This window comes from Janthinobacterium sp. GW823-FHT06H09, from assembly GCF_058794735.1.
This window is the reverse complement of record NZ_JBXAHC010000011.1, coordinates 114,377-140,694: the sequence shown is the minus strand read 5'-3', so window position 1 is coordinate 140,694 and position 26,318 is coordinate 114,377. Positions and strand designations below refer to the sequence as shown.

Here is a 26,318-nt window from a genome sequence, read left to right as displayed (position 1 = left end):
AATCAGTCGAATAGAGCGGTAAGTTGCCCCAAGCTCTCATCCATGCTGACCCGCTCCGTGATTTGCTGTTGCAAAAACGCCTCGATCTTTTCATGCAGGGCGATGGCCTGGTCCAGCACGGGGTCGGTGCCGGCGCTGTAGGCGCCCACGCTGATGAGGTCGCGGCTGCGCTCGTAGCGCGAATACAGCTGTTTCAGCTTGCGCGCCTGCTGCTGGTGCTCGTGCGTGGTGATCGAGTGGGCGGCGCGCGAAATCGATTGCTCGATGTCGATGGCCGGATAATGGCCCGCTTCGGCCAGGCGGCGGTTGAGCACGATATGCCCGTCCAGGATGGCGCGCGCCGAGTCGGCGATCGGGTCCTGCTGGTCGTCGCCCTCGGTCAGCACGGTGTAGAAGGCCGTGATCGAGCCGCCGCCTTCCTCGCCATTGCCGGCCCGTTCCACCAGCACGGGCAGCTTGGCGAAGACGGATGGCGGATAGCCCTTGGTGGCGGGCGGCTCGCCGATGGCCAGCGCGATTTCGCGCTGCGCCATGGCATAGCGGGTCAGCGAATCCATGATCAACAGCACATTTTGCCCCTGATCGCGGAAATGTTCGGCAATCGCCGTCGCATACGCGGCCCCTTGCAGGCGCATCAGCGGCGGCGTGTCGGCCGGTGCGGCGACGACGACGGAACGGGCCAGGCCTTCGGGGCCGAGGATTTGCTCGATGAATTCCTTCACTTCGCGGCCCCGTTCGCCGATCAGGCCGACGACGATCACGTCCGCTTCCGTGTAGCGGGCCATCATGCCCAACAGCACGCTCTTGCCGACGCCGGAACCGGCGAACAGGCCCATGCGCTGGCCGCGGCCCACGGTCAGCATCGCGTTGATCGAGCGCACGCCCACGTCGAGCGTATCGACGATGGGCGCGCGGCCCAGGGGATTGGCGGGGCGTACGTTGATGGGGGCGCTGTCGGTCGTGTGCAGCGGGCCCAGCTGGTCGAGCGGACGGCCCGCGCCGTCGAGCACGCGGCCCAGCAGTTGCGGCCCCACGGGCAGGTGGCGCGCGCGGTCGCTGGGGCGGCGGCGCGGGTGTGCCACGCTGCCGGGGCGGGGGATGGCCGGCTCGACGGAAAACACGCGCGTGCCGGGCACGATGCCCTCGACGTCGCTTTGCGGCATTAAAAACAGGCGGTCGCCTTCAAAACCCACCACTTCCGCCTCGACCCGGCCGCCATTGGGCAGCGGCACGGTACAGGCGGCGCCGACGGCCAGGCGCAAGCCCACGGCTTCCATCACCAGGCCGGCCACGCGCGTGACGCGGCCTGAAATTTGCATCGGTTCGACAAAGCCGACCACGGCCGAACAATCGCTCAGGTAGGCGCGCCAGCGCGCCGCATGGGCAGTGGGGCCTTTGACGGGCTCGCTCACGGCGCCAGCCAGTCCAGGTCTTTGCCCAGCGCATGCGTCAGGCGCTGCCAGCGGGTGGATGCCTGCGCGTCGATCTGGTTGCTGGCCGTGTCGATCTTGCAACCGCCGCGTTCCACGGACGGGTCTTCGATGACGCGCCAGCCACCTTTGTCGAGTTCATCGCCGATACCGTCGCGTACTACTTGCGCGTCTTCCGGATTGAGCATCAGCAAGGCCGGTTGTTGCAGCACAGGCAAGTATTCGATGGCTTCGCGCACCATCGGCAGCATCAGTTCGGGGCGCACGGGCAAGGCGGTCTTGAGCATGCCCTTGGCCAGCTGCAGGGCCAGTTCCATCACGTCGTTGGCGATCAGTTCGTCGGCCTGGTGCACGGCCGTGCCGAAATCGACGGCGATGGTTTGCAAGTGCGCCAGTTCCACGGCCGAGGCAGCCTTGCCTTGTGCATACGATTCGGCATGGCCGTCGGCATGCCCGGCCGCGTGGCCTTCCGCATAGCCGGCAGCGCGGCCTTCCTCGAAGGCCGTGGCGCGCGCTTCCTCGCGGATGGCGTCGAGTTCTTCCTGCGTCGGGTATTCGAGCGGCGGGGCCGGCTCTTCCTCGTGCAGCTCGGCAAATGGATCGAATTCCGGTTCGGGATCGGGTTCGAGCAGCTTGCGCGCCGCCACCACGCTGGGGCGCTCGTCGCCAAACGAGGTCATTTCCCAGCGCTGGTAGGCGGTTTGCTGCTCTTTGGGAATCAAATTAGACAAACGAATCCTCGCCTTTTCCGCCTAAGACAATCTGTCCCTCGTCCGCCAGGCGGCGCACGATCTGCAGGATCTGTTTCTGCTGCGATTCCACTTCCGACAGGCGCACGGGGCCTTTCGACTCCAGGTCTTCGCGCATCATCTCGCCGGCGCGCTGCGACATGTTCTTGAAGATCTTGTCGCGCAGTTCCTGCGAGGCGCCCTTGAGGGCGATGATCAGCATTTCCGACTGCACTTCGCGCAGCAGCAGCTGGATGCCGCGGTCGTCGATATCGATCACGTTGTCGAACACGAACATTTCGTCCATGATCTTTTGCGCCATGTCGTTGTCGTAGTTCTTGATATTGTCCATGACGGAGCCTTCCTGCTCGCCGCTCATGAAGTTCAGGATTTCGGCTGCCGCGCGCACGCCGCCCAGCGACGATTTCTTGATGTTTTCGTTACCCGACAGCAGTTTCGTCAGCACGTCGTTGAGTTCGCGCAAGGCGGCCGGCTGCACGCCGTCCAGGGTGGCGATGCGCAAGACCACGTCGTTGCGCAGGCGGTCCGTGAAGTGGCCGAGGATTTCGCAGGCCTGGTCGCGTTCCAGGTGGACGAGGATGGTGGCGATGATCTGCGGGTGTTCGTTGCGGATCAGCTCGGACACGGATTGCGAGTCCATCCATTTCAGCGATTCGATGCCGGAGGCATCCTTGCCGCCCAGGATGCGCGACAGCAGCACGGACGCCTTGTCGTCGCCCAGCGCCTTGGTCAGCACTTGCCGGATATATTCGTCCGAATCGAGGCCGACGGTGGAATTGAGTTCCGTCTGCGCGCGGAAGTCGCCGAGCACCTCGACCACCTGCTCGTGCGCGATGCCCTTCATGGTGGCCATGGCGGCGCCCAGTTTCAGCACTTCGCGCGGGCCGAGGAATTTCATGACCTCGGCCGCTTCGCTCTCGCCCAGTGCCAGCATCAGGATCGATGCTTTTTGCAGTCCCGTTGTCTCAGTCATTATTGCCTATCCATGCTTTGATTACGTTGGCCACCACGCGCGGGTCTTCCTGCGCCAGTTTTCTGGCCATGGCCAGGTTTTCGCGATAACCGCGCGCCGTATCTTCTTCCAGTTCTTCCAGCTCCGCTTCGCTGAGCAGGACTTCGTTTTCTTCGCCCTCCTTGGCCAGTTCCGGCTCGATGACGGGCGGCGGAGCGCCGAAATCGTCGATCTTGCGCATCACGGGGCGCAGCATCGGGCGCACGATCTTGATGAAGATGTACAGCAGGATCAGGGCCGTGATGAGGAATTTCGCCAGTTCCTTGGCCAGCGGCAAGTTGGCCGGGTCGCGCCACCACTCGAGCTTGCCTTCCGGCGCGCGGTCGATGCCGTCGAACGGCGAGTTGGCCACGCTGAAGCTGTCGCCGCGCTCCTTGTTGTAGCCCATTGCTTCCTTGACCAGATTGTTGATCTGGACCATTTCGGCAGGGGAAATCGGCTTGACCGTGACCTTGCCATCCTTGTCGAAGCTGCGGCGGTAGTTGACGACGACGGCCACCGACAGGCGGCGCAGGCCGCCCATGGATTTCTGCTCGTAGCGCACAGTCTTGTCCACTTCATAATTGGTCGTCGATTCCTTCTGTGTCGGCGCCGTCGGCGCGCCAGCCGGGGCGCCCGGCGCCTCGGCCGTCAATGGCGCCGTCGCCACGCCTGGCGGCTGGTTCGACAGCGCGCCCGGCACGCCGGACGGGTTGGCATTGCCGGCGCCCGTCGATTCGCTCGTTTGCTGGCTGCGGATGGTGGACGCTTCCGGCGGCGAGTTCGGCTTGTAAGTTTCGGCCGCCTGTTCGCTTTGCGAGAAATCGACATCGGCCGTCGCTTCGGCGCGCACATTGCCTTCGCCGACGATGGGCAGCAAGATCGATTCGACCTGCTTGATCACGCTTTGCTGCAATTGCTGCACGTATTTCAGCTGGTTCGGGTCCAGGCTCTTGATGCCGTTGGCGCGGTCCTTGTCCTTTTCCTGGTTCGACAGCAGGGTGCCGGCCTGGTCGACCACGGTGACATTGATTGGCAGCAATTCCGGCACGCTCGACGCCACCAGGTGCACGATGGCGCTCACCTGCAGCTGGTCCAGGCCGCGGCCCGGGTGCAGGTTCAGCAGCACGGAAGCCGTCGGTTTTTGCTGTTCGCGCACGAAGACGGACGGTTTGGGCAGCGCCAGGTGGACACGCGCCGTATCGACGGCGGACACGGATTCGATCGATTTCGCCAGTTCGCCTTCGAGGGCGCGCTGGAAATTGACCTGTTCCAGGAATTGCGACACACCGAGCTTCTGGTTTTCCATCAGCTCGAAGCCCACGTTGCCGCCCTTCGGCAAGCCTTGCGCGGCCAGTTTCAGGCGCGCGTCATGGACTTGCTCGGACGGTACGAGAATGGCGCCGCCGCCTTCGGAAAACTTGTGCTTGATGCCCAGCTGGTCCAGCGATGCGGTGATGGCGCCGCCGTCGCGGTCCGTGTAGTTGGAAAACAGGACCTTGTACTCGGGCGGCTGGTTCCACATGTACAGGGCCACGCCGATGGCAACCAGTGCCGCCACGCCCAGACCGCGCAGGAAATTCTTGCCCATCGGCGTCTTGGCGAAAGCTTGCACGGACTCCACGGGCGAGCGGCCAGGCGCCGGTTCCGGTGGTATGCGGTTCACATCGATTTCTTCGGCTACAGCCATGATTGCCTTCCGGGGCGCGTATGTTGGGTAGTGAGTGGGGGCCGCTTCCACTGGAGGAGGGGGCGATATGCAGAATTATCCGCCACTGTCACGCGCTTCAATCGTCCAAATAGAAGGCGCTTTTGCCGCCTGCTCGGCCGAGCGGCTGGCGTTGGCGCTGGTATTGTGGAACCCTGGCAACATGTGACGGAAGTTATTGTACCCGTCGTTGCCTTGCAAGCCAGGGTTTTGTTCTCTGGGTGCAACAGGCATGGAACAGTTATGAAGCACACCAGAATCGGGAGGCGAAGTGAAAACAGGCGGTATCGATAGCAGCAGGATCGAGGCGATGATCGCGCAACTGAAGTCGGCGGCCACGCGGCCGGAGGCGAAAATACCGGCGATCCAGACCGAGATGCCGGCGGCGAAGGTGAATTTTGCCGATGCCTTCAAGAGCGCACTGGACTCCGTGAGCGGCGCGCAACAGGCTTCGTCGGCGCTGGGCCAGCGCTTTACCATGGGTGACGAAAAGGTCAGCCTGTCGGACGTGATGGTATCGATGCAAAAGTCGAGCATCGAATTCCAGGCGACGGTGCAGGTAAGGAATAAATTAGTTGCTGCATATCATGAGATCATGAATATGCAAGTTTAACGTATCGCCAAAGCTACTGCGCGGCGCGCTTTGCGGCCTGCGATGCTCGCTGTGCTATAGCACAGCTGCGCGTCTCGGCCGCAAATCATCGCCGCTCGCTACGCTTTTGCGAAACGTTAAGCTTTGACTCTGGATTGAATTAACCCAGCCCCGCCATGCGCGCATTGCGTTCTCGTTCAAGGCGCGTTATATAGCGCTGCACGTGCGCCAGCATGCTGCGCGGCAGGTCGACGAACTGGCAGCCGAGGCGGCGGTTCAGCTTGTTGTTCAGCAGGGTCATGTCCAGCGAATTGCGAATTTGCAAAGTCGCGGTGACGATGCCGACGTCGGGCAGGTCGATGCGGCAACCGGGATAGTCCCTGCCGATGGTCTCGCCCAGCATCAGTTTATTGTCGAGGATGGCGATGCCGCCGCAGCTGATGTCGGCCAGCGGAAACAGGGTGTCGGCGCCGCCCAGCGAGGGCGGCAGGGGAATCGAGACGCGCACGGGATTGCTCACGGGCGTCGTCATGCGGTAATACTCGCGCCGCTGCAGGCGGATCAGTGTTTCAGGTATGGCAATTTTCAGGGCGGGCGTGCCGCCATGGTTGCACTCTTCCACGAGGGCGCTGGCAAACAGGATGCGGATCTTGTCGAGCGAGGTTTCAAACGAAATGCCGGTGGCGGCCACCATGCGCCGGTTCTGGTCGGCGTTCACGGAACGGTCGAGGATGACGGTGTTGTGGTCGGCATCGACTTCCAGGATGGACGTGACGCACACATCGGACTCACCGTGGATCAGCATGCGGATCAGCTGGTTCTTTTCGCTGATGCCGCGCAGCAAGGCAATGATTTCCCGCCGCGATTCCACTTCAAAATCATGCCAGTTTTCGAGACCGGAATCCATAATATGTGCTTGCATTGATGCCTGTCTATGTATCGGTGAGGTTGACGCTGGTGTCGGGCGGCGGCGGAATCGGCCCGCCATTCGCAGATTCAATATGATATAACCAGGCCAGCAGTTCCGCAATCGCCCGATACAGGCCGGGCGGAATCTGGCGGTCCAGGTCGACATCCATCAGCAGCGCCACCAATTCCTTCGACTCATGCACGAACACGCCGTGTTCGCGCGCCGTGCTGATGATCTGGTCCGCGATCAGGCCGCTGCCCTTGGCCACCACCTTGGGTGCCGGCGTGCCACTCTGGTAAGCGAGGGCAACGGCTGTCTGCGGCACCTTGCGCTTGGTGTCGTCAAGCATCGTCTTCTCCAGCCGCCTGCGGCTTGCCGGCGATCGTCAACGATGACAATGGCCATCCGGCCGCGGCCAGCGACGCTTCCAGCCGCGCCGCATGCTGGCGCAAGGTATCGGCGCTGCCTTCGCTGCCCGCTTGCAGCTGGATGGCCACGCTGCCGCCCTGCAACACCACGTGCGCGGCCAGGTCGCCCAGCAGGGGGAACTGGAAGCGCACATTGCTGCGCCAGGCCGTCGCTTCCTCGTCTGCGTCACGGCTCTCGTGCTGCTGTCCTTCCGGCGCATCGCGGCTGATATCCCACTGCATCTTCTGGCCGGGCCAGGCTTCGCCCTGCCACTGCACGCGCGCCTGTTCGTGCGTATGCAGCTGCAAATTGATCAGTTGCGCCGATGCCAGGTCGGTGCCCGTCCTGACGACGTCGCCCTGTGCCGCCTTCTGCATTTGCGGTTCCAGCAACAGCGAGGCCAGCGGCCGCTTGCCCTCGGCCCATTCGGCCACATGCGATTCATAGAACAGGCCGCTGCTGCCGACGGCATCCTGCAGTTTCTGGGCCACCTGGGCCGGGGCGGCGTTTGGCGTGGCCATCAGCGGCGTCTTGCCGACCAGGGACAGGGGCGCGCCGGGCACGCTTTCCGCCTGGCTGAGCACTGTGCTGATGGCGCGCGCGGTGGTGCTCAGCTCCGGCGCAGGCGTGTCGCCGGCCAGGGCGGGCAGCAGATTGGCTGGCGTCAGCGGTGCGCGGCTGAGCAGGGTGGCCGCCGTGCTGCTGGCGCGCGTGCCGGCCTGGGCGGCGCCGGCTTGGGGGCCGCGCAGGTCGGCAGCCTCGGGCTCGGCTTCCGCGTCCGCATCCGCATAGGTCAGCAGGGCGCTGGCGGGCTGGTCGCGGTTATTGCCGATTTGAAAAGAAGGGCGGGGATTGATGCCAATCAAGGTCAGCGGGATTTCCGTGCCCGCCTGGGCGCCCGCGGGCAGCTGCATGCGGGCTGGCGTGCCGGCCACGCGCACGAGAAAGCTGCCGTCGCCCATGCGGGCCAGCACTTGTCCCTGCATGGATTTGCCGATCAGTCCCTGCAGCGAGCGCTGGAACTCGGCCTGGCGCGGGTCGGCGACGGCATCGGCAGCCCGCGTGGGCTTGACCGGGGTCAGGGGCGTCATGCCGATCGCATCCATCTTCGGCAACATGATAGCTCGCCTTGCCCCGTGGGCGTTTAGACGCCGTAGGCGTTGGCCAGGCGCCGCTCGGTGCCCGTGCTGTTGATCAGCTTGGACAATTGCGCCATCCACGGCATGGTCAGGTCGCGGATCTTGCGGTCGTCTTCCAGGATCTGCTTGATCAGGGCGACCTTGCGCTGGCGGCCGGCGCTTTCCAGCACGACTTTTTCTTCATTCGCCTTCAGCGCGGCCACATGCGCGCTGATGCGCTGTTCCAGCGCTTCGAGCTCGTCCCAGTCGGCGTTGGTGGCGGCGGTCACCATCCGGCCCGTCAGGGTCTGCATGGCTTCGTAGGTGGTCAGGACTTCTTGGTGGGTCATCATGGATCAGGCGCTCGCAAGGCTGGGCATACGTTTCAAATCGGCGCCGGGAATGGCGGCCGGCGTGGCGCCGATGGCGTTCCAGGTTTCGCGCAGGTCGGTCAGCAGGCGCTGCACTTCTTCCAGCAGGGTAATGTCGTTTTGCAGGTTGGCCGTCAGCAGACGCGCGCTCATGTATTCATACAGGGCGTCGAGGCCTTCGGCGATCTGGCCGCCCGCGTCCTTGTCCAGGCTGGCGCGCAAGCCATTGTCGATGATCTGGATGGCTTTCGAGATGGACTTGCCTTTTTCCGGCACATTGCCCGATTTCATGTGCATCTGCGCGCTGAGCACGGCCACCAGGGCGCCGTCGTACAGCATCACGATCAGCTTGTGCGGCGAGGCCGAGCCGATGCCCGTTTCCAGGCCGACCTTGGCATAGGCGTTGACGCCGCGTTGTTGGGTTCCAAACATATATTCTCCTGACGATTGGGCTTAACGGTTGGCGGCGATGGCGGCCAGCTGCTGGGTCAAATAGGTTTGCGTGGTTGCTAATTTGCTCAGCGTCACGTCCAGTCGTGAATACTGGGCTCGGTAGCGCGCCTCGATATTATTTAGCTTGTCCGAGAAACGCTGACGTTGCTCCGCCACCTGCGTGATGCTCTCGTTGAGGCCCTTGCTACGGCTGGTGATCATGCCGCCCGTGCCAAGAAAGGACGTGGCCAGATTGTTCAACTGATAAGCGTAGCCTTGGGAGAAACTGATATTACCGCGCGCACCGATGGTGCCACCGGTAATTTCCACTTTCAATCCTTCCGCTGGCGAGCCTGCGGCACCAGTCAGGCTCTGCCCGGAACCGACCACCGGTTGTCCGCCGATGGTGCCGGCCACGTCGGTGCCGACGGTTGGCGTGGCACCTCCGAACAGGCCGTCGATCGGGGTACCTGTGCCGTTGGAAATGGCGATATTGGAGACGGAACCATAGCGGGCTGATGCAACGCTGAGCTTGCCAGTGCCATCGATTGTGGCAGCCACCGAGGAGCCGGCATCGGAAAACGCCTTGATGCCATTGATTGACGATTGGATCAGGCTGGCTAGCTGGGTGGGGGTGTAACTGCCCGCAGGAATGATGACCTTTGCCGTATTTTTCGCCACCGCCGGCGTGCTGTCATTCAAGGTTACGTTCCATACGGTGTCACTGCCAATGACGGTGCTGGCGGGCAGGGCGGTATTGCCTTTCAGCGTCCCTTGGCTAGCCATGTTCGTCACGTTCAGTGCGTAGGTGCCTGGCTTGGTGGCCGAGGTAGAACTGGTAAAGGACACCGTGCTGTCGGTGGTTTTGCCGAGGGCTGCGAATAGGCCTGCCACATCGGAAAAATTTTCGCCGATAGCCTTGTCCAGCTTGGTGGTGTCCAGGCTCAGGCTGCCATCTTTTTGAAACGAAATACCAACCTGACTCAGGGCCTTCAGGTTGCCTGTCAGACCAGTAATTGGTGCACCCATCTGTTTGCGTAGCTGACTCTGGATGGACAGAGCAGTGGAATCTCCCAGTAGCAAGCCAGCTGCCTTGGTATCGGGATCGTACGAGGTCAGTTTCGCCATCGCCGTATTCAACTCGTTGTATGCCTTGATGAAGGTATTGATACTGGTCTTGACGGTAGAAATATCTTTTGATACCGACAGGTTGGTCGAACCGATTTTCGCCACGTTGATGGTTACGCCCTCGATGGCGCTGTCGATGCTGTTCGAACTGCTGGTAATGGGAATGCCATTGACGCTGAGCTGCGTATTTTGCGCGGCGCTGTTTTGTTTTAGGTTTTGCACGCCTGACGGGTCATAGGCCAGCAGCGATGTCAATGCGCTGTCGGCCGGCTGGCCGTCGCTACCGCTGAGCGTGATTTTCATCGCCGAGCTGATCCCCGTCTTGGTCGATGCCAGTACCAGATGGTAAGGCTTGTCCGTGCCGTCCGACACAATGCTGGCCGTTACGCCCAGTCCGGCATTGTTGATGGCGTCGCGAATACCTTGTAGGGTATTGTTGCTAGAATCGATCACCACCGATCCCGTGGACTGGTTGCCGTCCTGGGTGAAGTTGGTATTCATGTAAGCACCGCCGGAGCCGGCGGTTAAACCTGCGGCGGCAGGGTTGCTGCCGCCAATCATGATGGGGCTGGCGTTGCTCGACGCCAGCGTGACCGAACTGGCGACGGTGACATTGGAACCGTCATTGACGGCGCCAGTCGCAAGCCCGATACCGCCGCGTGTATCGCCCGTGACGATTTCTTCAATGTTCAGATTCGAACCGTCGGCTCGCGTGAATTTCAAGGTGCCGTCCGCAGCCTTGCCGGTGACCGTGATATTGGCTGCAGCCAAGGCGTTCGAGACGGCATTTGGTCCCTCCAATGTAGTGTCGAGGCTGCTAGCTGTCAGGCCGGCGCCTGCTGCGGTATTTTCACCTTGCGCGAAAATCTCGACGCCGCCAACAGACAGCGAGTAACTGCTGCCCGCGCCCGTGCTGACATTGCCAAAGCCGCTGAACATGGCGGGGTCGGACGATACCGGCTGCGCCGTGGCCGTGACCCCAGTAGTGCTGCTCTTGGCATTGATCGCTTCGGCCAGCGCACGCGCACTCTTGGTGGTGGCATCGGTGGGGATGGCCGTGCCGTTGATGCTCAGCGACCCATTGTTAACGCCCGTAAGCAAGGTATTGCCACCGAGCTTGGTACCGGCCAGGCCAAACGTACCGCCACCAACCGAGCCGAGCTGGAAGGAAATAGTCGTTTTGGCGCCGAGGCCGATATTCGACAGCTTGCTCGACATGCCACCTGTAGTCAGTGTCTGTGCCTGCGCCATCTGGCTGACGTTGATGTTGTAGCTGCCAGCGACGGCCTTGGCTCCGGCCGTTGCCGTCAGGATCAATGGATCGGTCGGCGTGGCCGACACGGCCCGGAAGTTATCCGTCTTGCTCAGAGAAGAAAGCGAATTCTGGAAGGTGCTGATCGTGCCGCTCAGGGTGCCGAGTGCGCTCAGCTTTGCTTGGTACGAGGCGGTTTTCTTGTCGTAGGTGCCCAGTGGCACAGCTTCCGCCGCCATCAGCTTCTCGATGATGGCATTCACATCCAGCGTGCTGTTGCCGATGCCTGGAGAGGATAAGGTTGGTGTGATGGCCACTACATGCTCCTAGGAAAACACTAATATAAGCTGTTATCGGCAGAATCGATCAGGACTTGAGAGGGGGATTTACCGCGCTGTTTTCAATTCGGGCAAGGAAGTGGCAGGAATTGTGTGGAAAATTATCGTTGGTACAATGAAAATACGGGGTCCGATAAGCAGCTTATCGGACCCCGGTGTCGTGTGGATGCTGGTGATACTGTCAGGCGTATATGGGCAGAGGCTCATCCCTCAGGCACTTTGGCTGATCAGGGAACCTTTGGCCGAGTCGAAGGCCTTGGCCAGCGCCAATGCTTCCTTTGTCGGGATCTGCCGCAAGACTTCCTTGGTTTCTTGATCAATTACCTTGACCACTGTGCGCTGACTATCTTCGTCGACGGCAAATTCCAGGCCTTGGGTCTTGATTTGCGATGACTGGTTTAGTTCCGATACTGCCTGGTCCAGTTGCGCGCGACTGGGTTCCGGGTCATTTCTCTGTGCAGTTGGTACGCCAATGCTGTTGGCCGTTGCCGTGCGGGAGGGAGTAGTATCTGCCGGGGTGTAACTCTTGTCGATTCGGGACGCAGAGGCGGCCCCTATCGTCTCAATAGCCATGGTGTTCTCCTAGTGAAAATTCCCCTGCCGAAAAAATCCGGCAGGGGAACCTGAATCCTGCGATGTTACGAGGCTAATCGAAGATTAGCCGCGCAGCAGGCTCAGCACGCCGTTTGGCAGCGAGTTCGCTTGCGCCAGCATCGCGGTACCGGCTTGTTGCAGGATCTGGCCACGGGTCAGGCTGGCTGTTTCCGCAGCAAAGTCGGTATCGACGATGCGGCTGCGCGACGAGGACAGATTTTCCGTGGTCGATTGCAGGTTCGAAATCGCCGACGAGAAGCGCGATTGCAAAGCACCGTACTGGGCGCGTTGGCCGTTGACGCGGGCCAGGGCTGCATCAGCAACTTTCAGTGCCGATTGCGCGCCATCAAACGTGGTGACGTCGATGTCAGCAACGGAGCTCAGTTTCGATACACCCGTGGCACCCGTGCCGGTGGCAAATGCGGAAGCATCGGTCACGGCGAAGCTGCTATCCGAATCGTAGGTCACGTGGCCGTTGACGACTGCCGTGGCAGCGGCTGCCGTAGGCGTGACGCCAGCTACCACTGCGTTGGTCGTATGGTTGTAGCTGCCGACGGCGAACGTCGTATTGGCAACCGTGCCGGAGTTGGCCAAGTTGATGTCCGCGCCGGTGGCATGATTCAGCTTGATACCGCCGTTTTTGGCATCGTATTCGGCGGTAATGCCGGTTTTTGCCGATTGTGCATTAAAGGCGTTGATACCTGCGGCATAGTCCGAGGCCGTTTGACCGGCGCCAACCGAGAACGAAACGGTCACGGCGTTGGCGTTGTCGCCTTTTACATCGATCGAATACGCTTCGCTCGAACCCAGTGCCAGGTTGGCTTCGGTGGAGGCCGTTGCCGTCACGCCAGTGCTCGACGTCAGTTTGTTCACGCCGGCTGCGATGCCTTTGGCCGTTTCCGTGGCGGCAGTAGTTTTGTAGGTTGCCGAACCGAGCGCGCCGGAAATCTTGATATCCTTGGTGGCTGCATCGGCATTGGTGGTGGCCTTGACTACGGTCGAGTCGTTCGACACACGGTTGTTACCGTAGGTGTTCGTCAGGAAGTTCGCGCCGCTGGCCGAAATCAGCTGATTCGCATCTGCGCCGACTTGGAAGTTGGCCGTACCCATGGTGCCATCGAGCAGTGCCTGGCCGTTGAACGAGGTGGTTTGGGCGATACGGTTCAGTTCCGAGCTCAGTTGGCCAACCTCGGTTTGCAGCGCCTGACGGTCGCTCGACGAGTTGGTGGCGTTCGACGATTGCACGGCCAGTTCGCGGATGCGTTGCAGGATGTCGCCCGAACTCGACAGTGCGCCTTCGGCCGTTTGGGCCAGCGAGACGCCGTCATTTGCATTGCGGGTGGCTTGGGTCATGCCGCGGATTTGCGACGTCATGCGGTCGGAAATCGCCAGACCAGCAGCGTCATCCTTGGCGCTGTTGATGCGCAAGCCGGAAGACAGGCGTTGCAGCGAGGTGCTCAAGGCCGATTGCGAGGTCGACAGGTTGCGTTGCGAGTTCAGGGAAGCGATGTTGGTGTTAATTACTGCAGCCATGATAATTCTCCAGACAGGTACTACATTGCGCTATGTGCTAGTCACTTTGGCCTGCCCCGCTGTTCCGGGACAATCAAGCCGCTGTTGTTTAGGGTAACGGTTGCTCTGCGGGAAAATTTATGGCGAAAACAGCTTTAAATTTTAATTTTTAGCCCTTCAGTTTGTGCCTGACTGCGCGCTAGACGACGGCGTTTGAGAAAACTTGAGGGTAAAAATAATTTTATTTTGCTGGGCTGGCTAGGACTATGAGCAGATCGTATCTCCTGGAGTGTTGCAAATGTAGCCTCTTTGCATGTCCAGGTCGTTGACGGCAGCGTCTTGCTGTTACAGCTTACCTACTTCAGGATGTGGCAGGAATTGTTCTTGTTCAGGCTGCAGCTATCCTCCAATTTCTTGGCTCATCCATCTGAGTTTAATATTCTTGATTTTAATTATTTTCCAATGGTCTTTCCAGTGTTACAATTATTTTTTTATCATGTTTGATATTTTTTTCGTTTAAAGACGTCAAATATCATTGAGGTTTATTTTTAATTATATATGCGATGTGCTCGATATGTTCAAAGGAAGGAAGTTGGTATGAAATGTAAGAGGATTATTTTTTCTGTGCTGCTATTACTGGGGGAGGCATTATTTGCACAGCAAAGTTTTGCGAAAGCCGTTGTTATTGCGCCTATGGAAGATATTTCGGTCTACGGCAATGGGCGCAACGGTAATATCTATTTTTATAGTGGGATTTATGCGGGGAATGTTTTTAATGGAGGCGTAGCCAGAATGTATGAGAAGTTCAGCTTGCCTGCATATGTTGCCGGAAATTCCGTGACATCTGCACTGTTTGAAATATCGTACTCACCAGGGCAGAGCTATATGAATGGACCCCCCCTGCAAATATGGGCGATGTCAAATGACTGGGATGGCGGCACGCTGACCCGGGGTGGAACGCCAGTTATCGATTACACTACATTGCTGGGGAAAATCAAAACCGGCATTAATTCCACGATCTATATCGATATGACTGACTTCGCCAATCAGCAGTATCAAAAAAATGCCGGAGCGATGAGTTTTGTGATCATGTCGAAGAATGAGGGGCGGATAGCGGATGATTTTACTTATTTTAAAGAGAAGAAGTCACTGAATGTGACGTTGACTTCGGCGGTTCCGGAACCATCAACATATGCGATGATGTTGATCGGACTGTTAACACTGCTCTTGCAGAAAACTCTATTCTCTCAAGTACTTGGTTCTTGGCGTAGCCGTCAGCGCGGTTAGTTATTGTCAGCAAATGATGAGAAGGTGCCGCTGCCGCGGCACCAACGGAGGTAATTGACTCAATCCGCCACCACCACCCGATTCTTGCCCGTCTGCTTGGCCTGGTACATGGCGCGGTCGGCGCGTTTGACGAGTTCGGCCTGGTCTTCGTTGGGCAGGCGCAGGGCCACGCCGGCGGAGAAGGTGATCAGGACTTTTTCGTTGTCGTGCAGGAAGAAATGCCGGGTCAGTTCGCGCTGCAGGCGCGTCATCGTCGATGAGGCCGCTTCGACCGTGGTTTCCGGCAGCAGGATGAGGAATTCCTCGCCGCCGAAGCGGGCGATGACGTCCATCGAGCGCAGGGTTTCCTTGACGATTTTCACCAGGTGCTTCAGCGCGGCATCGCCGGCCAGGTGGCCATAGGTGTCGTTCAGGCGCTTGAAGTCGTCCAGGTCCAGCATGGCGATGCACAGCGGCGTGCCGCGGCGGTCCGAGCGGGCCGTCTCGCGCTCGAACACGTCGTCCAGGCCTCGGCGGTTCAGGCTGCCCGTCAGCTGGTCTTCCCGCACCAGTTCGCTCATATGCTGGAGCTTTGCTTCCAGCGTGTGGATGCGCTGTTCCGCATCCTGCACTTCTTGGCGCGCCAGCACCATCTTGTCGCGCGCGCGCAAGGCCTCGTTCTGCACCATGCGCGTTTCGCGCAAGACTTCGTCGAGAACGCTGTTCAACTCGCTGATATTTTCCGCCTGGCTGATCTTTTCCGAATAGCCGCCGATCTTTTCGTGGAAGTCGCCCGTGCTGGCCGCCACTTGCCCCAGGCGGTCGATGAAGGTCATCATCATGTTCTTGACCGTCAGCTTGACGTCGGACAGGCTGTGCTTGAGCTGGCTTTGCTTGTAGATGACTTCCTTCAGGCTGCGCGTGGCGTCTTCCAGCGCGCGCTGGTCGAGCGGACCGGCGATCAGGTTTTGCACGGCGTCGACCTGGCCGCGCAGCCAGCTGTCGTCGTCGAGCAACTGGCTGACGTTGTCCAGCAGCAGCTTGAACAGGCGCAGCAGCAATTCCTGCTGCTCGGCCGTGTCGCCGCTTTTCAGTTCGATCTGGTAGCACAGCTGTTTCAGGCGCAGGGCCGCTTCGTTCAGCGCTTCTTCCGTGTGGGCCAGCTTGATGGCGGCGCCCAGGGACTCTGCCTCTTCCACCAGCGCGGGCGTGCCCGTCAGCAAGGTGGCGACGGCAAAGCCCAGGGTGCGGCTGAGCAATTCACGCAGGGTGCGCGTCTGTTCGCCGTCCGGCAGGGGCGGCAATTCGATGCCGCCGCTTTTCTTGACCTGTTTCTCGGCCAGTTGCGCCAGGGTACGTGCATAGCCATCCCAGTCGCGCGCTTTCAGGGCGCGCTGGAAACGCTTGCCAAAGTCGCCCAGTTCGCCCGCCGATTCGCTCATCTTGGCGGCGAATTGCGTCAGGACGTTTTCCGCGCCGCTCTCCGTGGGTGCGCTGGCGGCCAGCACGGCTCCCGGCGTAGCCGGCGTCTCGGCCGCTTCGCTGATGCCCGCGATTTCATTGTAGATATCGCGGTAGGCGCTCGGCGTGGGGGCGATGCGGCGCGTGGCCAGGCGGCGAAACGCTTCGCGGGCGATATCGGCCGGGTTCATCGCCGCAGCGGCGGCGGTATTCGTGGCGCCAGCGGGAGCGCCTGCTGGTGAGGATGGCAATTTACTGGACATGTAGGCACAGCCTTTTTAGATATTTCTCATTATCCTCATGATATGCGAGTTGGCAAAGAACTTATTGTGCGAGAAGCAAGGAGAAGTCCTGTCAATTCGCCCGATGCCAGCGGGCATGCCACTTTGCCGTCAATCCACCAGCTGGTTGCGGATGGCGTAATGCGTCAGTTCCGCGCTATTCTTGAGCTTCATCTTGACCAGCAAGCGGGCGCGGTATTCGCTGACGGTTTTCACGGACAATTTGAGCTCTTCGGCGATGGCGCCCACCGCCTTGCCCGAGGCAATCATGACCAGCGTCTGGTACTCGCGGTCCGACAAGGTGTCGTGCAAGGCCGTTTCGTGGTCTTCGCCCACCGTGTTGGCCAGTTCCTGCGCCAGCGAGGCGCTGATGTATTTCAACCCTTGCGCCACTTGCCGGATGGCCGTGACCAGCTCGCGCGGCGCGCTCTGTTTCGTCAGGTAGCCGGCCGCGCCCGCCTTGAGCGAACGGATGGCGTACTGGTCTTCGCGGTGCATGGACAGCATCAGCACGGCCAGTTCCGGTTTTTCCTTCTTGATCTGCTTTAGTACCTCGATGCCGCTGCGGTCGGGCAGGGAGATGTCAAGCAACAACACCTGGCATTTCGAGCCGCGGAACAGTTTGATGGCGTCGTGGCCATTTTCAGCTTCGCCGGCCACGATGATGTCCTTCGTGTCGGCGAGGATTTGCTTCAAGCCTTCGCGCACGATCGCGTGATCGTCGGCGATGAATACCCGGATGGTGGCTTTTTCTTTCATGACTGCATTGTTTCCTATCTAATTCACCCACTAGGCCGCGTCTGGCGGCGGCCCGCTGTGCGCGGGCGCACTGGCTGCAGTCGCTATTATCGCCTCTCGCGGGGTGGTCAGACGGATTTTTATGCTCAGGATGGTGCCGCCGTCCGGCCCATCCATCAGGCTCAGGCTGCCGCCCAGCGCGCTGGCCCGTTCGGCCATGCCGCGGATGCCGAACGACTGCGGCTTGGCGCGGTCGGACAGGCGCATGCCGACGCCATTGTCGGCGATGGTCAGGCTGATATGCTGGCGCTGCCGGGCCAGGCGCACGCTGACCTTGCTCGCCTGCGCATGCTTGGCGATATTCGTCAGCGCCTCCTGGGCGATGCGGAACAGGCTGGTCGCCTGGTCCAGCTCGAGGTCGATGTGCTGGCGGTTCGAAATGAACTGGCACTCGATGCCGGCCTGGCGCGCGAATTCCTTGACTTGCCAGTCCAGCGCGGCGACCAGGCCCAGGTCCAGCATGGAGGGGCGCAAGTCCAGCGAAATGCGGTGCACGGCGTCGATGCTGCGGTCGACCAGGGCATCGACATAGTCGGCCTTTTCCTGCAGCAGCGGGTCGTCCGGCGGCAGGCGGCGCGCCAGCATGGCTAAGGCCATCTTGATCGCCGTCAAATTGCCGCCCAGGTCATCGTGCAGTTCGCGCGCTAGGCGCGTGCGTTCGTGTTCCTTGACCTTGTCGATATGCGCCGTCAGCTCGGCCAGGCGGGCGCGCGACTGGCGCACTTCGATCTGTTCGAGCCGGCTTTCCGTGATATTCGTCATGATGCCTTCCCACTGCACCGTGCCGTCGGCCAGCGCGCGCGGCGTCGAGCGCAGGTTGATCCATTTGACGTCCTTCCAGGCATCGATCCAGATCCGGCCTTCCCAGTTCCAGCTCCACAAGGCGCTTTTCGAGGCTTGCATCGATTCCAGATACGAGGCGCGGTCGTCGGCCAGGATCAACTGGTAAAACAGTTCCGGGCGCGCGTGCAGCAGCGCCGGGCTCAGGCCCAGAAGGGCCTGGCAGCCTTCGCTCAGGTAGGCAAAGGACGCCCGTCCATCCGCATGCAGGCAGAACTGGTACACGAGGCCCGGCGTATTCGAGACGATGGCGTTGAAGCGCGACTGCACCTGCGCCAGGGCGGCGGCCGTCGCCTGCGGCGTGCGCAAGTCTTCGCCCTCGGCCAGCAACAGGGGGCGCCCCTGGCGCTGGGCGCGCGACAGGTGCAGGCTGAGCGAATACAGGCTGCCATCGCGGCGCCGCTGCTGCACGTGCAGCCGGGCTTGCGCGCCGATGCTGTCGTCCAGAGTGGCCAGCACGGCGGCCAGTTGCTGCGCGTCGAGCTGCGGCGCCAGCGTGAAGGGCATCATCGCCAGCAATTCCTTGCGCGCATACTGCAAGTTGTCGCAGGCGGCATCGTTGGCGTCCAGCAATTGCAAGCTGGCCGCGTCGTACAGGTAGATTTCCGGCGCCGCCGCGCGCAGGGCGGGGGCCAGCCGGGGAGTGTCGTGCATGGAGTTGCCTTTCTTCATCAGCGGCGGGCGCGCCAGAAGGCGGCAAAGCGGCGCAGCACCCTGGCTGGGCGGGAATTATGACGCCCTGGCGTGCCCTTGCGCAAGCGCTGCCACCAGGCGCGGCGGGCGCGGCCCAGGGCGGCCGACAGGCGGCTGACACGGCGCCACGGGCGCGTGGCGCGCAGCCGGGCGATCCAGCGGTCCTTGGTTTCCATGAAGAGGCCATGCCAGCGCGCAAACCACGGCAAACTGAGCAGGGTAGGGCGCGTCAGCGAATACAGGCGCGCGACGGCGGCCGCGCCGCCCAGCTTGGCGATGACGATCACGCCGATGCCGGAAAACGCATGGCCGCGCGCGATCGCCAGCAGGGCCAGCAGCTTGACGGGAAACAGCAGCACGGCCGGCAGCACGAAGATGGCCAGCGCCCAGTACGGGGGCAGGCGCTTGATCCACGCTTCGAGCGCATGCAGGGGCGGAAATTGCGACACCACCTGCATGATGCGCGCGCCCGTCGCCCATAGCCATTCCTCGATCAGCAGGCAGATGGCGGCCAGGTAGACCAGCGGCGCGAACAGCCAGCGCCTGACTCTGTAGATTTTTTTCATCCGTCTCCGTGTGCGGCCCACGTTTGCCGCGATTGCCACGATGATACGTCAAAAAAGCCCGCCTGCGCCCGCATCCGGTGTGCCCATGGCTTCCTGGCGGGGCTACAATAGGCGGATGAATAAAGCCTTTGTAAAAGAATCGGACAACGACGACGATGAAGAAGCGGTCGCGCTGGCGCTGGCCATTCCCGCCGGCGCCAAGAACTACATCACGCCGGCCGGCTACCAGCGCATCAAGGAAGAACTGCTGCAGCTGATCGACGTCGACCGTCCGGAAGTGGTGCGCATCGTCCATTGGGCGGCGTCGAATGGCGACCGTTCGGAAAATGGCGACTATATCTACGGCAAGCGCCGGCTGCGCGAAATCGACCGCCGCATCCGCTTCCTCACCAAACGCATGGACCTGGCCGCCATCGTCGATCCCAGCGTGCACCATGGCAACGACCAGGTGTTTTTCGGCGCCACGGTAACCTACCGCACCAGCGACGGCGAAACGCACACCATTACCATCGTCGGCATCGACGAATTCGACCCCCTGAACGGCAAGATCAGCTGGGTCTCGCCCATGGCCCGCACCATTACCAAGGCGCGCGAAGGCGACGTGATCACCCTCAACACGCCGCTGGGCGAGCAGGAACTGGAGTTGCTGGAAGTGACGTATCCGGCGCCGGGGGAGGGGTAAGCTTGCGGTGACGCAGGACGCCAGAGGCGCGCGCTGGCACACTGACCATTCAGTTGGTATCAGGAGTTGCCATGCCCCGTCGTCTTCGGCTCGTCTTGCCCGGCGTTCCCTTACATGTGGTGCAACGTGGCGTGAATCGCCAAGCCTGCTTTCTTGATGGGCAAGACAAGCAGCGTTATCTGGATTATCTGCACAGTTGTTTGGCGCTTGCACCATGCCATCTGCATGCGTATGTGCTGATGAATAATCATGTGCATCTATTGCTTTCCACGCAAAGCACAACGTCCCTGTCGCTGCTGATGAAAATGCTGAACCAGCGTTATGTGCAGTATTTCAACTGGCGTTATGGCCGCACCGGCAGTTTGTGGGAGGGCCGCTACAAATCTTGCCTGGTACAGGGCGAGCGTTATTTATTGATTTGCCAGCGCTATATCGAACTTAACCCTGTCAGGGCCGGTATCGTGGCATTGCCTGGTCAATATTGCTGGTCCAGTTATCGAAGCAATGCGCAGGGCGTGCATGATGATCTGCTGTCTCCGCATTCTTTATATATGCAACTTGGATGTGATGTGCTTGAGCGGCAAAAGACATACCAATCGTTATTTCAGGATGAATTAGGCGATCACTGCATCGGACAACTGCGAGAAGCAGTCAATGCTGAATTTGCGGTGGGGGATCAGGCGTTTTTACGACGCGTTGCGGAACTGAACCGGTAGCCCGCAGCGGAGATCCGGGGTCAGTCGCTTCGCGATCGGAATACGTCCCATTGGGACGTATTCCCCCGGCGGGTCTGACCCCAGCTTTTTGCCGCGTGAATCAGTTACGCTCGCGCAGGATGCGGTTGACGCCGGCCACTCTGCGCACATTGCGCAGCAGGGCGGCCAGGTGGACCCTGTCCTTGACCTGCACGGTGAAGCGCAGCTGGTCGAGCACGTTGTCCTTGTCTTCGTCCATGCCGACATAGATGATGTTGGCGTCCGATTCGCCGATTTCGGCGGCCACGCGGGCGAGGATGCCCCGTTCACTGTTGATCAAGACCTTGATGCGGCAGTCGAAGCGGCGGTTCAGTTCGGTTCCCCAGCGCACGGCGATCCAGCGGTCCGGTTCCTTGGCGCGCTGGCGTTTCGCTTGCGAGCAGTCGCTCGTGTGCACGAGCAAGCCCTGGTCGCGGCGCAGCTGGCCGATGATCTGGTCGCCCGGAATCGGCAGGCAGCAGGGCGCCAGTTGCACCGAGACGCCTTCGCTGCCGCAGATGGTGACGGGGTCCAGTTCGCTGCCGCTATTGTGTTCCACGGGCATGCTGGCCGCTTCGCCGCCGATCAAGCCGAAGATGTGGCGCGCCACCAGGGTGGCCATGCGCTTGCCGATGCCGATGTCCGCGTACAGCTCGTCCATGGAATTGGCGCTCGATTCGTTGAGCAGGCGTTCGACCAATGGCGCTTGCAGGTCGGCGTCGATGTTCAGGGTGTGCAGCGCCTGTGACAGCAGTTGCTGGCCCAGGGCGATCGATTCGGGCAGGTTGATCGTGCGCAAGTGGTGGCGGATGGCCGAACGGGCCTTGCCGGTGCGCACGAACGACAGCCACGTCGGGCTGGGGCGCGACGAGGAATCGGTGATGATTTCCACGATGTCGCCATTGTGCAGCTCGGTGCGCAGGGGCGAGGTTTCGTTGTTGATTTTCACGGCCACGGTCTGGTCGCCGATGCCCGTGTGGATCGAGTAGGCGAAGTCGATGGCCGTGGCGCCGCGCGGCAGGGCGATGATCTTCGATTTCGGCGTAAACACGTAGACGGAATCGGGGAACAGGTCGACCTTGACGTGTTCGAGGAATTCGGCCGAGTCGCCCGTCTGCTGCTGGATGTCGAGCAGCGATTGCAGCCACGCATGGGTGCGCTGCTGCAGGTCGGACGGGTTCGATTCGCCGCTCTTGTACAGCCAGTGCGCCGCCACGCCGGACTCGGCCGTGCGGTGCATTTCCTGCGTGCGGATCTGGAATTCCACGGGCGTGCCGTACGGGCCGATGACGGTCGTGTGCAGCGACTGGTAGCCGTTCAGCTTGCGGATCGCGATGTAATCCTTGAACTTGCCCGGCATGGGCTTGTACAGGCTGTGCAGGGTGCCCAGGGTCACGTAACAGTCGGCAAAGCTGCCCACCACCACGCGGAAACCGTACACGTCCAGCACTTGCGAGAACGACAAATGCTTGCTGCGCATCTTTTTATAGATGTCGTACAGGGTCTTTTCGCGGCCCGTGACGTCGGCTTCGAGCTCGGCCATGGACAAGGTGCTTTTCACCGCTTCCATGATCTTGTTGACCACCTCGCGCCGGTTGCCGCGCGCCGCCTTGACGGCTTTCGCCAGGGTGCGGTAGCGCATCGGATACAGGTGCGAGAACGACAGGTCCTGCAGCTCGTGGTAGATGTTGTTCAGGCCGAGACGGTGCGCGATCGGCACGTACACTTCCATGGTCTCGCTGGCGATGCGGCGTTTTTTCGCCGCCGTCATGAAGTCCAGGGTGCGCATATTGTGCAGGCGGTCGGCCAGCTTGATCAGGATCACGCGCACGTCGGATGCCATGGCCAGCAGCATCTTGCGGAAGTTTTCCGCCTGTGCTTCGATCTGGCTCTGGAATTCGATCTTTTCCAGCTTCGACAGGCCGTCGACCAGGTGCGCCACCGGAGCGCCGAAGCGCTCGATCAATTCTTCCTTCTTGACGTCCTGGTCTTCCATGACGTCATGCAGCAGGGCGGCCATGATGGCTTGCGCGTCGAGCTTCCAGTCGGCGCAGATTTCGGCGACGGCGATCGGATGCGAGATATACGGCTCGCCCGAGCGGCGCATCTGGCCCAGGTGCATTTCGTCGGAGAAGCGGTAGGCTTCCTTGACTTTTTTCAGGTCGGCGGGAGACAGGTATTCGGCCAGCTTGTCGGCCAGATGGCTGACGGAAGCCACGCCGAGGGCGGGCGCTGGCGGTACTGCGGGGGTGTTGCTGCCGGACGTGCCGGCGCCGGGCGCGGAAGCGCCCTGCGATTTTGCCGCCTGGCGCGAGGCCAGGGGCGGCAGTGCTGCGGAAGTCGTGTCGGCTGGGGTCAGACTCATAAAACGTCGCGTTGCTTCACAGTGTGAATAAAGGATACGGTAGAACCAGGGGTCAGCACTGTTCCGGCACGCGGGTTCCCACTTACATCGGGACCTTTTTCAGCATTTCGATGCCGACTTTACCGGCAGCGATTTCACGCAGTGCGACGACGGTAGGCTTGTCCTTGGCTTCCACCTTTGGGGTGTGGCCTTGCAACAACTGACGTGCGCGATAGGTCGCAGCCAGGGTCAGCTGGAAACGGTTAGGGATCTGCTTCAGGCAATCTTCGATTGTGATACGGGCCATAGTAACTCCTAAAATTTTTGCGTGGTGCTGTGTGAACTGGCGTGCCGTTGCAGCGTTTTTACTCTGCGTGCAGGCCCAGCTGGGCGAATAGCGATGCGTTGCGGGCCGCTTGTTGCGCAAACCGGCAACGGGCCGCTCTCACGATCGCGCTCAGTTCGGACAAAGCGACCGTAAACTCTTCATTGATAATAACATACTCGAACTCGGGAGCGTGTGCGATTTCGCCGCCGGCCGCCAGCAGGCGGCGCGTGATCACGTGCGGCTCGTCCTGGCCGCGCTTGTTCAGGCGTTCTTCCAGCGCATCGATCGATGGCGGCAGGATGAAAATGCCGGCCGCGCGGGGAAATTGCTTGCGCACCTGGCGCGCGCCCTGCCAGTCGATTTCCAGCAGGATATCGGTGCCGGCGGCCATTTGCTGTTCCACCATGATGCGCGAAGTGCCGTAGTAATTGCCATGCACTTCCGCCCATTCCAGGAATTCGCCCTGGTCGGCGCGCGCGACAAAGTCTTCCGCCGTGGTGAAATAGTACTCGCGGCCATGCTGCTCGCCCGGACGCGGGGCGCGCGTGGTGGTCGAGATCGACAATTTGATGCCGGGCTCTTGCGCCAGCAATGCATTGACCAGTGTCGATTTGCCGGCGCCCGATGGCGCGGCGACCACGAACAGGCTGCCGGAGAAGGCGGTAGGGTGGCTCATGCGGATCTTTCCATTTGCGTGTGATGGCGGCGTGTGCGCTTGCATGGGCGCCGCCCAATTCGGTATTTTACCAAGAGGCAAGGCGGCGAGCCAGCCCTGCGATGCGCCTGGCCGCCGCGCCTGCGCATTTTTTGCTTGTTATCCTGAAGAAATAGTTATCTAATTTGGAATATTTTTTCTTTATCGACAGGATGTGCGCATGAAAAATTTCCCGTTTCTCAGTATTGCCCAGGCCATGCTGTTGCTGCGCGTGGCCATCGCCGTGATGTTCATGGCGCACGCCATCACGCGCATCGCCAACGGCACCATTCCCCGCTTTGCCGGTTTTCTGGAAGACAAGGGATTTATCTATGGCCTGGCTGTCGTGTGGGCGATTACCATCGTCGAGATCGTTTGCGGCAGTTTGCTCATCGCCGGCAAATACATGCGCTGGGCGGCGGCCGGCCTGATGGTGATCTGCCTTGGCGGCATCGTCATCGTGCATGCGGCCAAGGGCTGGTTCGTGGGCGAGCATGGCGCCGGCGGCGTGGAGTACAGCATCGTGCTGTTTGTCGCCTGCGTCGTCATCGCCGCCAGCGACAGGGCGCGCACCGGAGCGCGCCTGGCGTAAGTTGCATGCCCTGTCTCAGCGGGGCAGCCGGCCCAGGGCGATTTCGCCGCTATTGAGCACGATGGCCCGTCCATTCACATCGGTGCAGTCGCGGTTGCTGATGCGCACGATGGCGCTGTCGACCGAGACTTCCGCACCCAGGTTGCTGCGCGAGCAGATGCGGTAGGAGGCGGCGTCTGCGCCCGTGTAGATGGCGGCGCCGCGTTCCTTGAGAGCGAAACACCCGGAGGCGCAGCCTTCAACCGCATACGGCGACGGCTGCTGCGCAGGTTGCGCTTGCGCGCCTGCCGCCAGCAGCGCCAGGGTGACGCTGGCGAGCGTCAGGATGCGTGGTGCGGTCATGGTTTATTCCAGGTTCTGCACCTGTTCGCGCATCTGCTCGATCAGCAGCTTCAAGTCCATCGAGGCGTCGGCCAGTTCCTTGACGGAGGCCTTGGCGCCCAGCGTATTGGCTTCGCGGTTGAGTTCCTGCATCATGAAGTCGAGGCGCTTGCCCACTTGCCCGCCCTTGGTGAGGATGTGGCGCGTTTCGCCCAGGTGGGCCGACAGGCGTGCCAGTTCTTCGGACACATCGATGCGGATGCCGTACAGGATCACTTCCTGGCGGATGCGTTCCATGGCGTCCTGGCGCGACAGGGCCGAATTCGAGCCCTGGCTGGCCAGGCCCAGCGCATCCTGCATGCGCTCGATGGCTTTTTGCTGGAAGGCCGCCACCACTTGCGGAATCAAGGGCGTGATGCGCTTGACGATGGCTTCCATCGCTTCGATGCGCGACACCAGCACCGCTTCGAGCGCCGCGCCTTCGCGCTTGCGGCTGTCGACGAAGGCGGCCACGGTGCGGCGGGTCAGCGCGCCCACGTCCGCCTGCAGGGACTCCTGTCCCACTTGCGCTTCTTCGATGACGCCAGGCCAGCGCAGCAGTTCTGCCACCGTCATGACGGGGGCGGAGACAAAATGCTGGCCCACTTCGTTTTGCAGGCGCGCCAGTTCGGTCAGCAGGGGCACGTTCAGCGCCTGCGTGCCGGCGGTCGCAGCCTTGCGGCCAAAGCTCAGGCGTACCTCGACTTTGCCGCGCGTGATGGCGGACATGACGGCGGCGCGCAAGTCAGGTTCCAGGGCCCGCAGATCGTCGTTGATCCGGAATTGCAGGTCGAGAAAGCGTGAGTTGACGCTCTTGATTTCAATTGTCAGTGTGCCTGCAGCACCTTCGCTGGTGGCAACCGCGTAGCCTGTCATGCTTGAAATGCTCAAAGGATTCCCCGATTTGATCTTGTATACAGTCACTTATACACTTAATCAGCCAGCGCAGGCAATACTGCCCGCGCCGCGAAACAGGACCGAAGTGCCCGATGGCCTGAAAATTGCTGAATAGTGTGCGTTTTACGGCATTGTAAAGAAAATTGTGTTTGGCGGGGCAGGATTGTAGGGATCATGTGTGCGCCGCCCGCCATTGCGCCCTGCGCTGTTGCATGGCTGCAAATGGGCGCGCGCGCGGTGGTAGAATCG

Annotated in this window: 26 protein-coding genes; 5 read left to right on the top strand and 21 right to left on the bottom strand. The window is 61.1% G+C overall.

Annotated elements, in window-relative coordinates; all coding sequences use genetic code 11:
- Positions 1-2 precede the first annotated feature (2 nt).
- From fliI to fliF, 4 genes are all read right to left on the bottom strand, one after another.
- Entirely contained in the window at positions 3-1,319 is a 1,317-nt protein-coding gene (gene fliI / locus AC1Q6X_RS19960) for a flagellar protein export ATPase FliI (RefSeq protein WP_227742184.1), read from the bottom strand.
- An 89-nt stretch (positions 1,320-1,408) separates the two neighbouring features.
- Positions 1,409-2,110: a flagellar assembly protein FliH gene (locus AC1Q6X_RS19955; RefSeq protein ID WP_070222451.1), complete on the bottom strand. Its 702-nt coding sequence runs from the start codon at positions 2,108-2,110 to the stop codon at positions 1,409-1,411.
- A 43-nt stretch (positions 2,111-2,153) separates the two neighbouring features.
- Positions 2,154-3,152, bottom strand: a complete 999-nt coding sequence (fliG, locus tag AC1Q6X_RS19950; protein WP_034754023.1) for a flagellar motor switch protein FliG — start codon at positions 3,150-3,152, stop codon at positions 2,154-2,156.
- Entirely contained in the window at positions 3,145-4,860 is a 1,716-nt protein-coding gene (gene fliF / locus AC1Q6X_RS19945; protein WP_070289137.1) for a flagellar basal-body MS-ring/collar protein FliF, read from the bottom strand. Before fliF ends, fliG begins: the two co-directional genes overlap by 8 nt.
- A 289-nt stretch (positions 4,861-5,149) precedes the next feature.
- On the opposite strand from fliF, the gene fliE reads away from it, so the two are divergent.
- Positions 5,150-5,491, top strand: a complete 342-nt coding sequence (gene fliE, locus AC1Q6X_RS19940; protein WP_070222365.1) for a flagellar hook-basal body complex protein FliE — start codon at positions 5,150-5,152, stop codon at positions 5,489-5,491.
- Positions 5,492-5,630: 139 nt separating this feature from the next.
- Here fliE and AC1Q6X_RS19935 read toward each other — a convergent pair whose 3' ends face one another.
- From AC1Q6X_RS19935 to AC1Q6X_RS19900, 8 genes are all read right to left on the bottom strand, one after another.
- Complete coding sequence (locus AC1Q6X_RS19935) at positions 5,631-6,377, bottom strand: flagellar brake protein (protein ID WP_083287058.1); 747 nt, start codon at positions 6,375-6,377, stop codon at positions 5,631-5,633.
- Positions 6,378-6,402: 25 nt separating this feature from the next.
- Positions 6,403-6,729, bottom strand: coding sequence for an EscU/YscU/HrcU family type III secretion system export apparatus switch protein (locus AC1Q6X_RS19930; protein ID WP_035821344.1), 327 nt, complete (start codon positions 6,727-6,729; stop codon positions 6,403-6,405).
- A complete protein-coding gene (fliK, locus tag AC1Q6X_RS19925; RefSeq protein ID WP_492498220.1) occupies positions 6,722-7,906 on the bottom strand; it encodes a flagellar hook-length control protein FliK in 1,185 nt (394 codons plus the stop codon). The genes AC1Q6X_RS19930 and fliK overlap by 8 nt, the downstream gene beginning before the upstream one ends.
- A gap of 26 nt (positions 7,907-7,932) precedes the next feature.
- Positions 7,933-8,259 carry a flagellar protein FliT gene (locus AC1Q6X_RS19920; RefSeq protein WP_070222370.1) on the bottom strand — a complete coding sequence of 109 codons (327 nt, stop codon included), beginning with the start codon at positions 8,257-8,259 and terminating at the stop codon, positions 7,933-7,935.
- Between the two features lie 3 nt (positions 8,260-8,262).
- Positions 8,263-8,709, bottom strand: coding sequence for a flagellar export chaperone FliS (gene fliS, locus AC1Q6X_RS19915; RefSeq protein WP_230502636.1), 447 nt, complete (start codon positions 8,707-8,709; stop codon positions 8,263-8,265).
- A 21-nt stretch (positions 8,710-8,730) separates the two neighbouring features.
- A complete protein-coding gene (fliD, locus tag AC1Q6X_RS19910; protein WP_492498219.1) occupies positions 8,731-11,406 on the bottom strand; it encodes a flagellar filament capping protein FliD in 2,676 nt (891 codons plus the stop codon).
- A 231-nt stretch (positions 11,407-11,637) separates the two neighbouring features.
- Entirely contained in the window at positions 11,638-12,000 is a 363-nt protein-coding gene (locus AC1Q6X_RS19905; RefSeq protein ID WP_492498218.1) for a flagellar protein FlaG, read from the bottom strand.
- A gap of 84 nt (positions 12,001-12,084) precedes the next feature.
- Positions 12,085-13,554: a flagellin N-terminal helical domain-containing protein gene (locus AC1Q6X_RS19900; RefSeq protein ID WP_492498217.1), complete on the bottom strand. Its 1,470-nt coding sequence runs from the start codon at positions 13,552-13,554 to the stop codon at positions 12,085-12,087.
- 576 nt (positions 13,555-14,130) lie between these two features.
- Here AC1Q6X_RS19900 and AC1Q6X_RS19895 point away from each other — a divergent pair.
- The gene (locus tag AC1Q6X_RS19895) at positions 14,131-14,820 is read left to right on the top strand and encodes a DNRLRE domain-containing protein (RefSeq protein WP_492498216.1); all 690 of its coding nucleotides are present in this window, start codon (positions 14,131-14,133) and stop codon (positions 14,818-14,820) included.
- A gap of 59 nt (positions 14,821-14,879) precedes the next feature.
- Here AC1Q6X_RS19895 and AC1Q6X_RS19890 read toward each other — a convergent pair whose 3' ends face one another.
- The 4 genes from AC1Q6X_RS19890 to AC1Q6X_RS19875 all read right to left on the bottom strand — a co-directional run bounded on the left by AC1Q6X_RS19890 (position 14,880) and on the right by AC1Q6X_RS19875 (position 19,438).
- On the bottom strand, positions 14,880-16,451 hold the full coding sequence (locus AC1Q6X_RS19890; protein ID WP_070222378.1) for a diguanylate cyclase: 1,572 nt from the start codon (positions 16,449-16,451) through the stop codon (positions 14,880-14,882).
- Positions 16,452-16,652: 201 nt separating this feature from the next.
- Positions 16,653-17,300 carry a response regulator gene (locus AC1Q6X_RS19885; RefSeq protein ID WP_034753998.1) on the bottom strand — a complete coding sequence of 216 codons (648 nt, stop codon included), beginning with the start codon at positions 17,298-17,300 and terminating at the stop codon, positions 16,653-16,655.
- 30 nt (positions 17,301-17,330) lie between these two features.
- Entirely contained in the window at positions 17,331-18,833 is a 1,503-nt protein-coding gene (locus AC1Q6X_RS19880) for a sensor histidine kinase (RefSeq protein WP_492498215.1), read from the bottom strand.
- Positions 18,834-18,850: 17 nt separating this feature from the next.
- A complete protein-coding gene (locus AC1Q6X_RS19875) occupies positions 18,851-19,438 on the bottom strand; it encodes a hypothetical protein (RefSeq protein ID WP_070222380.1) in 588 nt (195 codons plus the stop codon).
- 115 nt (positions 19,439-19,553) lie between these two features.
- On the opposite strand from AC1Q6X_RS19875, the gene greB reads away from it, so the two are divergent.
- Together greB and AC1Q6X_RS19865 are read left to right on the top strand one after the other, a co-directional pair.
- Positions 19,554-20,120 carry a transcription elongation factor GreB gene (gene greB / locus AC1Q6X_RS19870; RefSeq protein WP_070222382.1) on the top strand — a complete coding sequence of 189 codons (567 nt, stop codon included), beginning with the start codon at positions 19,554-19,556 and terminating at the stop codon, positions 20,118-20,120.
- 71 nt (positions 20,121-20,191) lie between these two features.
- Positions 20,192-20,836 (top strand): transposase, encoded by a 645-nt coding sequence (locus AC1Q6X_RS19865; protein WP_492498214.1) that lies wholly within the window; start codon positions 20,192-20,194, stop codon positions 20,834-20,836.
- A 100-nt stretch (positions 20,837-20,936) separates the two neighbouring features.
- On the opposite strand, the gene AC1Q6X_RS19860 is transcribed toward AC1Q6X_RS19865, so the two are convergent.
- The 3 genes from AC1Q6X_RS19860 to gmk all read right to left on the bottom strand — a co-directional run bounded on the left by AC1Q6X_RS19860 (position 20,937) and on the right by gmk (position 24,202).
- Positions 20,937-23,219, bottom strand: coding sequence for a RelA/SpoT family protein (locus AC1Q6X_RS19860; RefSeq protein WP_099408924.1), 2,283 nt, complete (start codon positions 23,217-23,219; stop codon positions 20,937-20,939).
- Between the two features lie 82 nt (positions 23,220-23,301).
- Positions 23,302-23,505: a DNA-directed RNA polymerase subunit omega gene (gene rpoZ / locus AC1Q6X_RS19855; protein ID WP_010400723.1), complete on the bottom strand. Its 204-nt coding sequence runs from the start codon at positions 23,503-23,505 to the stop codon at positions 23,302-23,304.
- Between the two features lie 58 nt (positions 23,506-23,563).
- Complete coding sequence (gmk, locus tag AC1Q6X_RS19850) at positions 23,564-24,202, bottom strand: guanylate kinase (protein WP_080753685.1); 639 nt, start codon at positions 24,200-24,202, stop codon at positions 23,564-23,566.
- A 199-nt stretch (positions 24,203-24,401) separates the two neighbouring features.
- Between gmk and AC1Q6X_RS19845 the strand changes: the two genes are divergently transcribed.
- Complete coding sequence (locus AC1Q6X_RS19845; RefSeq protein WP_071650226.1) at positions 24,402-24,812, top strand: DoxX family protein; 411 nt, start codon at positions 24,402-24,404, stop codon at positions 24,810-24,812.
- 15 nt (positions 24,813-24,827) lie between these two features.
- Here AC1Q6X_RS19845 and AC1Q6X_RS19840 read toward each other — a convergent pair whose 3' ends face one another.
- Positions 24,828-25,154: a hypothetical protein gene (locus AC1Q6X_RS19840; RefSeq protein ID WP_070222386.1), complete on the bottom strand. Its 327-nt coding sequence runs from the start codon at positions 25,152-25,154 to the stop codon at positions 24,828-24,830.
- A 3-nt stretch (positions 25,155-25,157) separates the two neighbouring features.
- Positions 25,158-26,048 carry a YicC/YloC family endoribonuclease gene (locus tag AC1Q6X_RS19835; protein ID WP_070289142.1) on the bottom strand — a complete coding sequence of 297 codons (891 nt, stop codon included), beginning with the start codon at positions 26,046-26,048 and terminating at the stop codon, positions 25,158-25,160.
- Between the last annotated feature and the right edge of the window lie 270 nt (positions 26,049-26,318).

What these genes read in the sequence shown, in the direction of transcription:
- fliI (WP_227742184.1), bottom strand. Translation starts at nt 1,319, where the DNA reads ATGCAAATTTCAGGCCGCGTCACGCGCGTGGCCGGCCTGGTGATGGAA.
- AC1Q6X_RS19955 (WP_070222451.1), bottom strand. Translation starts at nt 2,110, where the DNA reads ATGACCTCGTTTGGCGACGAGCGCCCCAGCGTGGTGGCGGCGCGCAAG.
- fliG (WP_034754023.1), bottom strand. Translation starts at nt 3,152, where the DNA reads ATGACTGAGACAACGGGACTGCAAAAAGCATCGATCCTGATGCTGGCA.
- fliF (WP_070289137.1), bottom strand. Translation starts at nt 4,860, where the DNA reads ATGGCTGTAGCCGAAGAAATCGATGTGAACCGCATACCACCGGAACCG.
- AC1Q6X_RS19935 (WP_083287058.1), bottom strand. Translation starts at nt 6,377, where the DNA reads ATGGATTCCGGTCTCGAAAACTGGCATGATTTTGAAGTGGAATCGCGG.
- AC1Q6X_RS19930 (WP_035821344.1), bottom strand. Translation starts at nt 6,729, where the DNA reads ATGCTTGACGACACCAAGCGCAAGGTGCCGCAGACAGCCGTTGCCCTC.
- fliK (WP_492498220.1), bottom strand. Translation starts at nt 7,906, where the DNA reads ATGTTGCCGAAGATGGATGCGATCGGCATGACGCCCCTGACCCCGGTC.
- AC1Q6X_RS19920 (WP_070222370.1), bottom strand. Translation starts at nt 8,259, where the DNA reads ATGATGACCCACCAAGAAGTCCTGACCACCTACGAAGCCATGCAGACC.
- fliS (WP_230502636.1), bottom strand. Translation starts at nt 8,709, where the DNA reads ATGTTTGGAACCCAACAACGCGGCGTCAACGCCTATGCCAAGGTCGGC.
- AC1Q6X_RS19905 (WP_492498218.1), bottom strand. Translation starts at nt 12,000, where the DNA reads ATGGCTATTGAGACGATAGGGGCCGCCTCTGCGTCCCGAATCGACAAG.
- AC1Q6X_RS19900 (WP_492498217.1), bottom strand. Translation starts at nt 13,554, where the DNA reads ATGGCTGCAGTAATTAACACCAACATCGCTTCCCTGAACTCGCAACGC.
- AC1Q6X_RS19895 (WP_492498216.1), top strand. Translation starts at nt 14,131, where the DNA reads ATGAAATGTAAGAGGATTATTTTTTCTGTGCTGCTATTACTGGGGGAG.
- AC1Q6X_RS19890 (WP_070222378.1), bottom strand. Translation starts at nt 16,451, where the DNA reads ATGAACCCGGCCGATATCGCCCGCGAAGCGTTTCGCCGCCTGGCCACG.
- AC1Q6X_RS19885 (WP_034753998.1), bottom strand. Translation starts at nt 17,300, where the DNA reads ATGAAAGAAAAAGCCACCATCCGGGTATTCATCGCCGACGATCACGCG.
- AC1Q6X_RS19880 (WP_492498215.1), bottom strand. Translation starts at nt 18,833, where the DNA reads ATGCACGACACTCCCCGGCTGGCCCCCGCCCTGCGCGCGGCGGCGCCG.
- AC1Q6X_RS19875 (WP_070222380.1), bottom strand. Translation starts at nt 19,438, where the DNA reads ATGAAAAAAATCTACAGAGTCAGGCGCTGGCTGTTCGCGCCGCTGGTC.
- greB (WP_070222382.1), top strand. Translation starts at nt 19,554, where the DNA reads ATGAATAAAGCCTTTGTAAAAGAATCGGACAACGACGACGATGAAGAA.
- AC1Q6X_RS19865 (WP_492498214.1), top strand. Translation starts at nt 20,192, where the DNA reads ATGCCCCGTCGTCTTCGGCTCGTCTTGCCCGGCGTTCCCTTACATGTG.
- AC1Q6X_RS19860 (WP_099408924.1), bottom strand. Translation starts at nt 23,219, where the DNA reads ATGAGTCTGACCCCAGCCGACACGACTTCCGCAGCACTGCCGCCCCTG.
- rpoZ (WP_010400723.1), bottom strand. Translation starts at nt 23,505, where the DNA reads ATGGCCCGTATCACAATCGAAGATTGCCTGAAGCAGATCCCTAACCGT.
- gmk (WP_080753685.1), bottom strand. Translation starts at nt 24,202, where the DNA reads ATGAGCCACCCTACCGCCTTCTCCGGCAGCCTGTTCGTGGTCGCCGCG.
- AC1Q6X_RS19845 (WP_071650226.1), top strand. Translation starts at nt 24,402, where the DNA reads ATGAAAAATTTCCCGTTTCTCAGTATTGCCCAGGCCATGCTGTTGCTG.
- AC1Q6X_RS19840 (WP_070222386.1), bottom strand. Translation starts at nt 25,154, where the DNA reads ATGACCGCACCACGCATCCTGACGCTCGCCAGCGTCACCCTGGCGCTG.
- AC1Q6X_RS19835 (WP_070289142.1), bottom strand. Translation starts at nt 26,048, where the DNA reads ATGACAGGCTACGCGGTTGCCACCAGCGAAGGTGCTGCAGGCACACTG.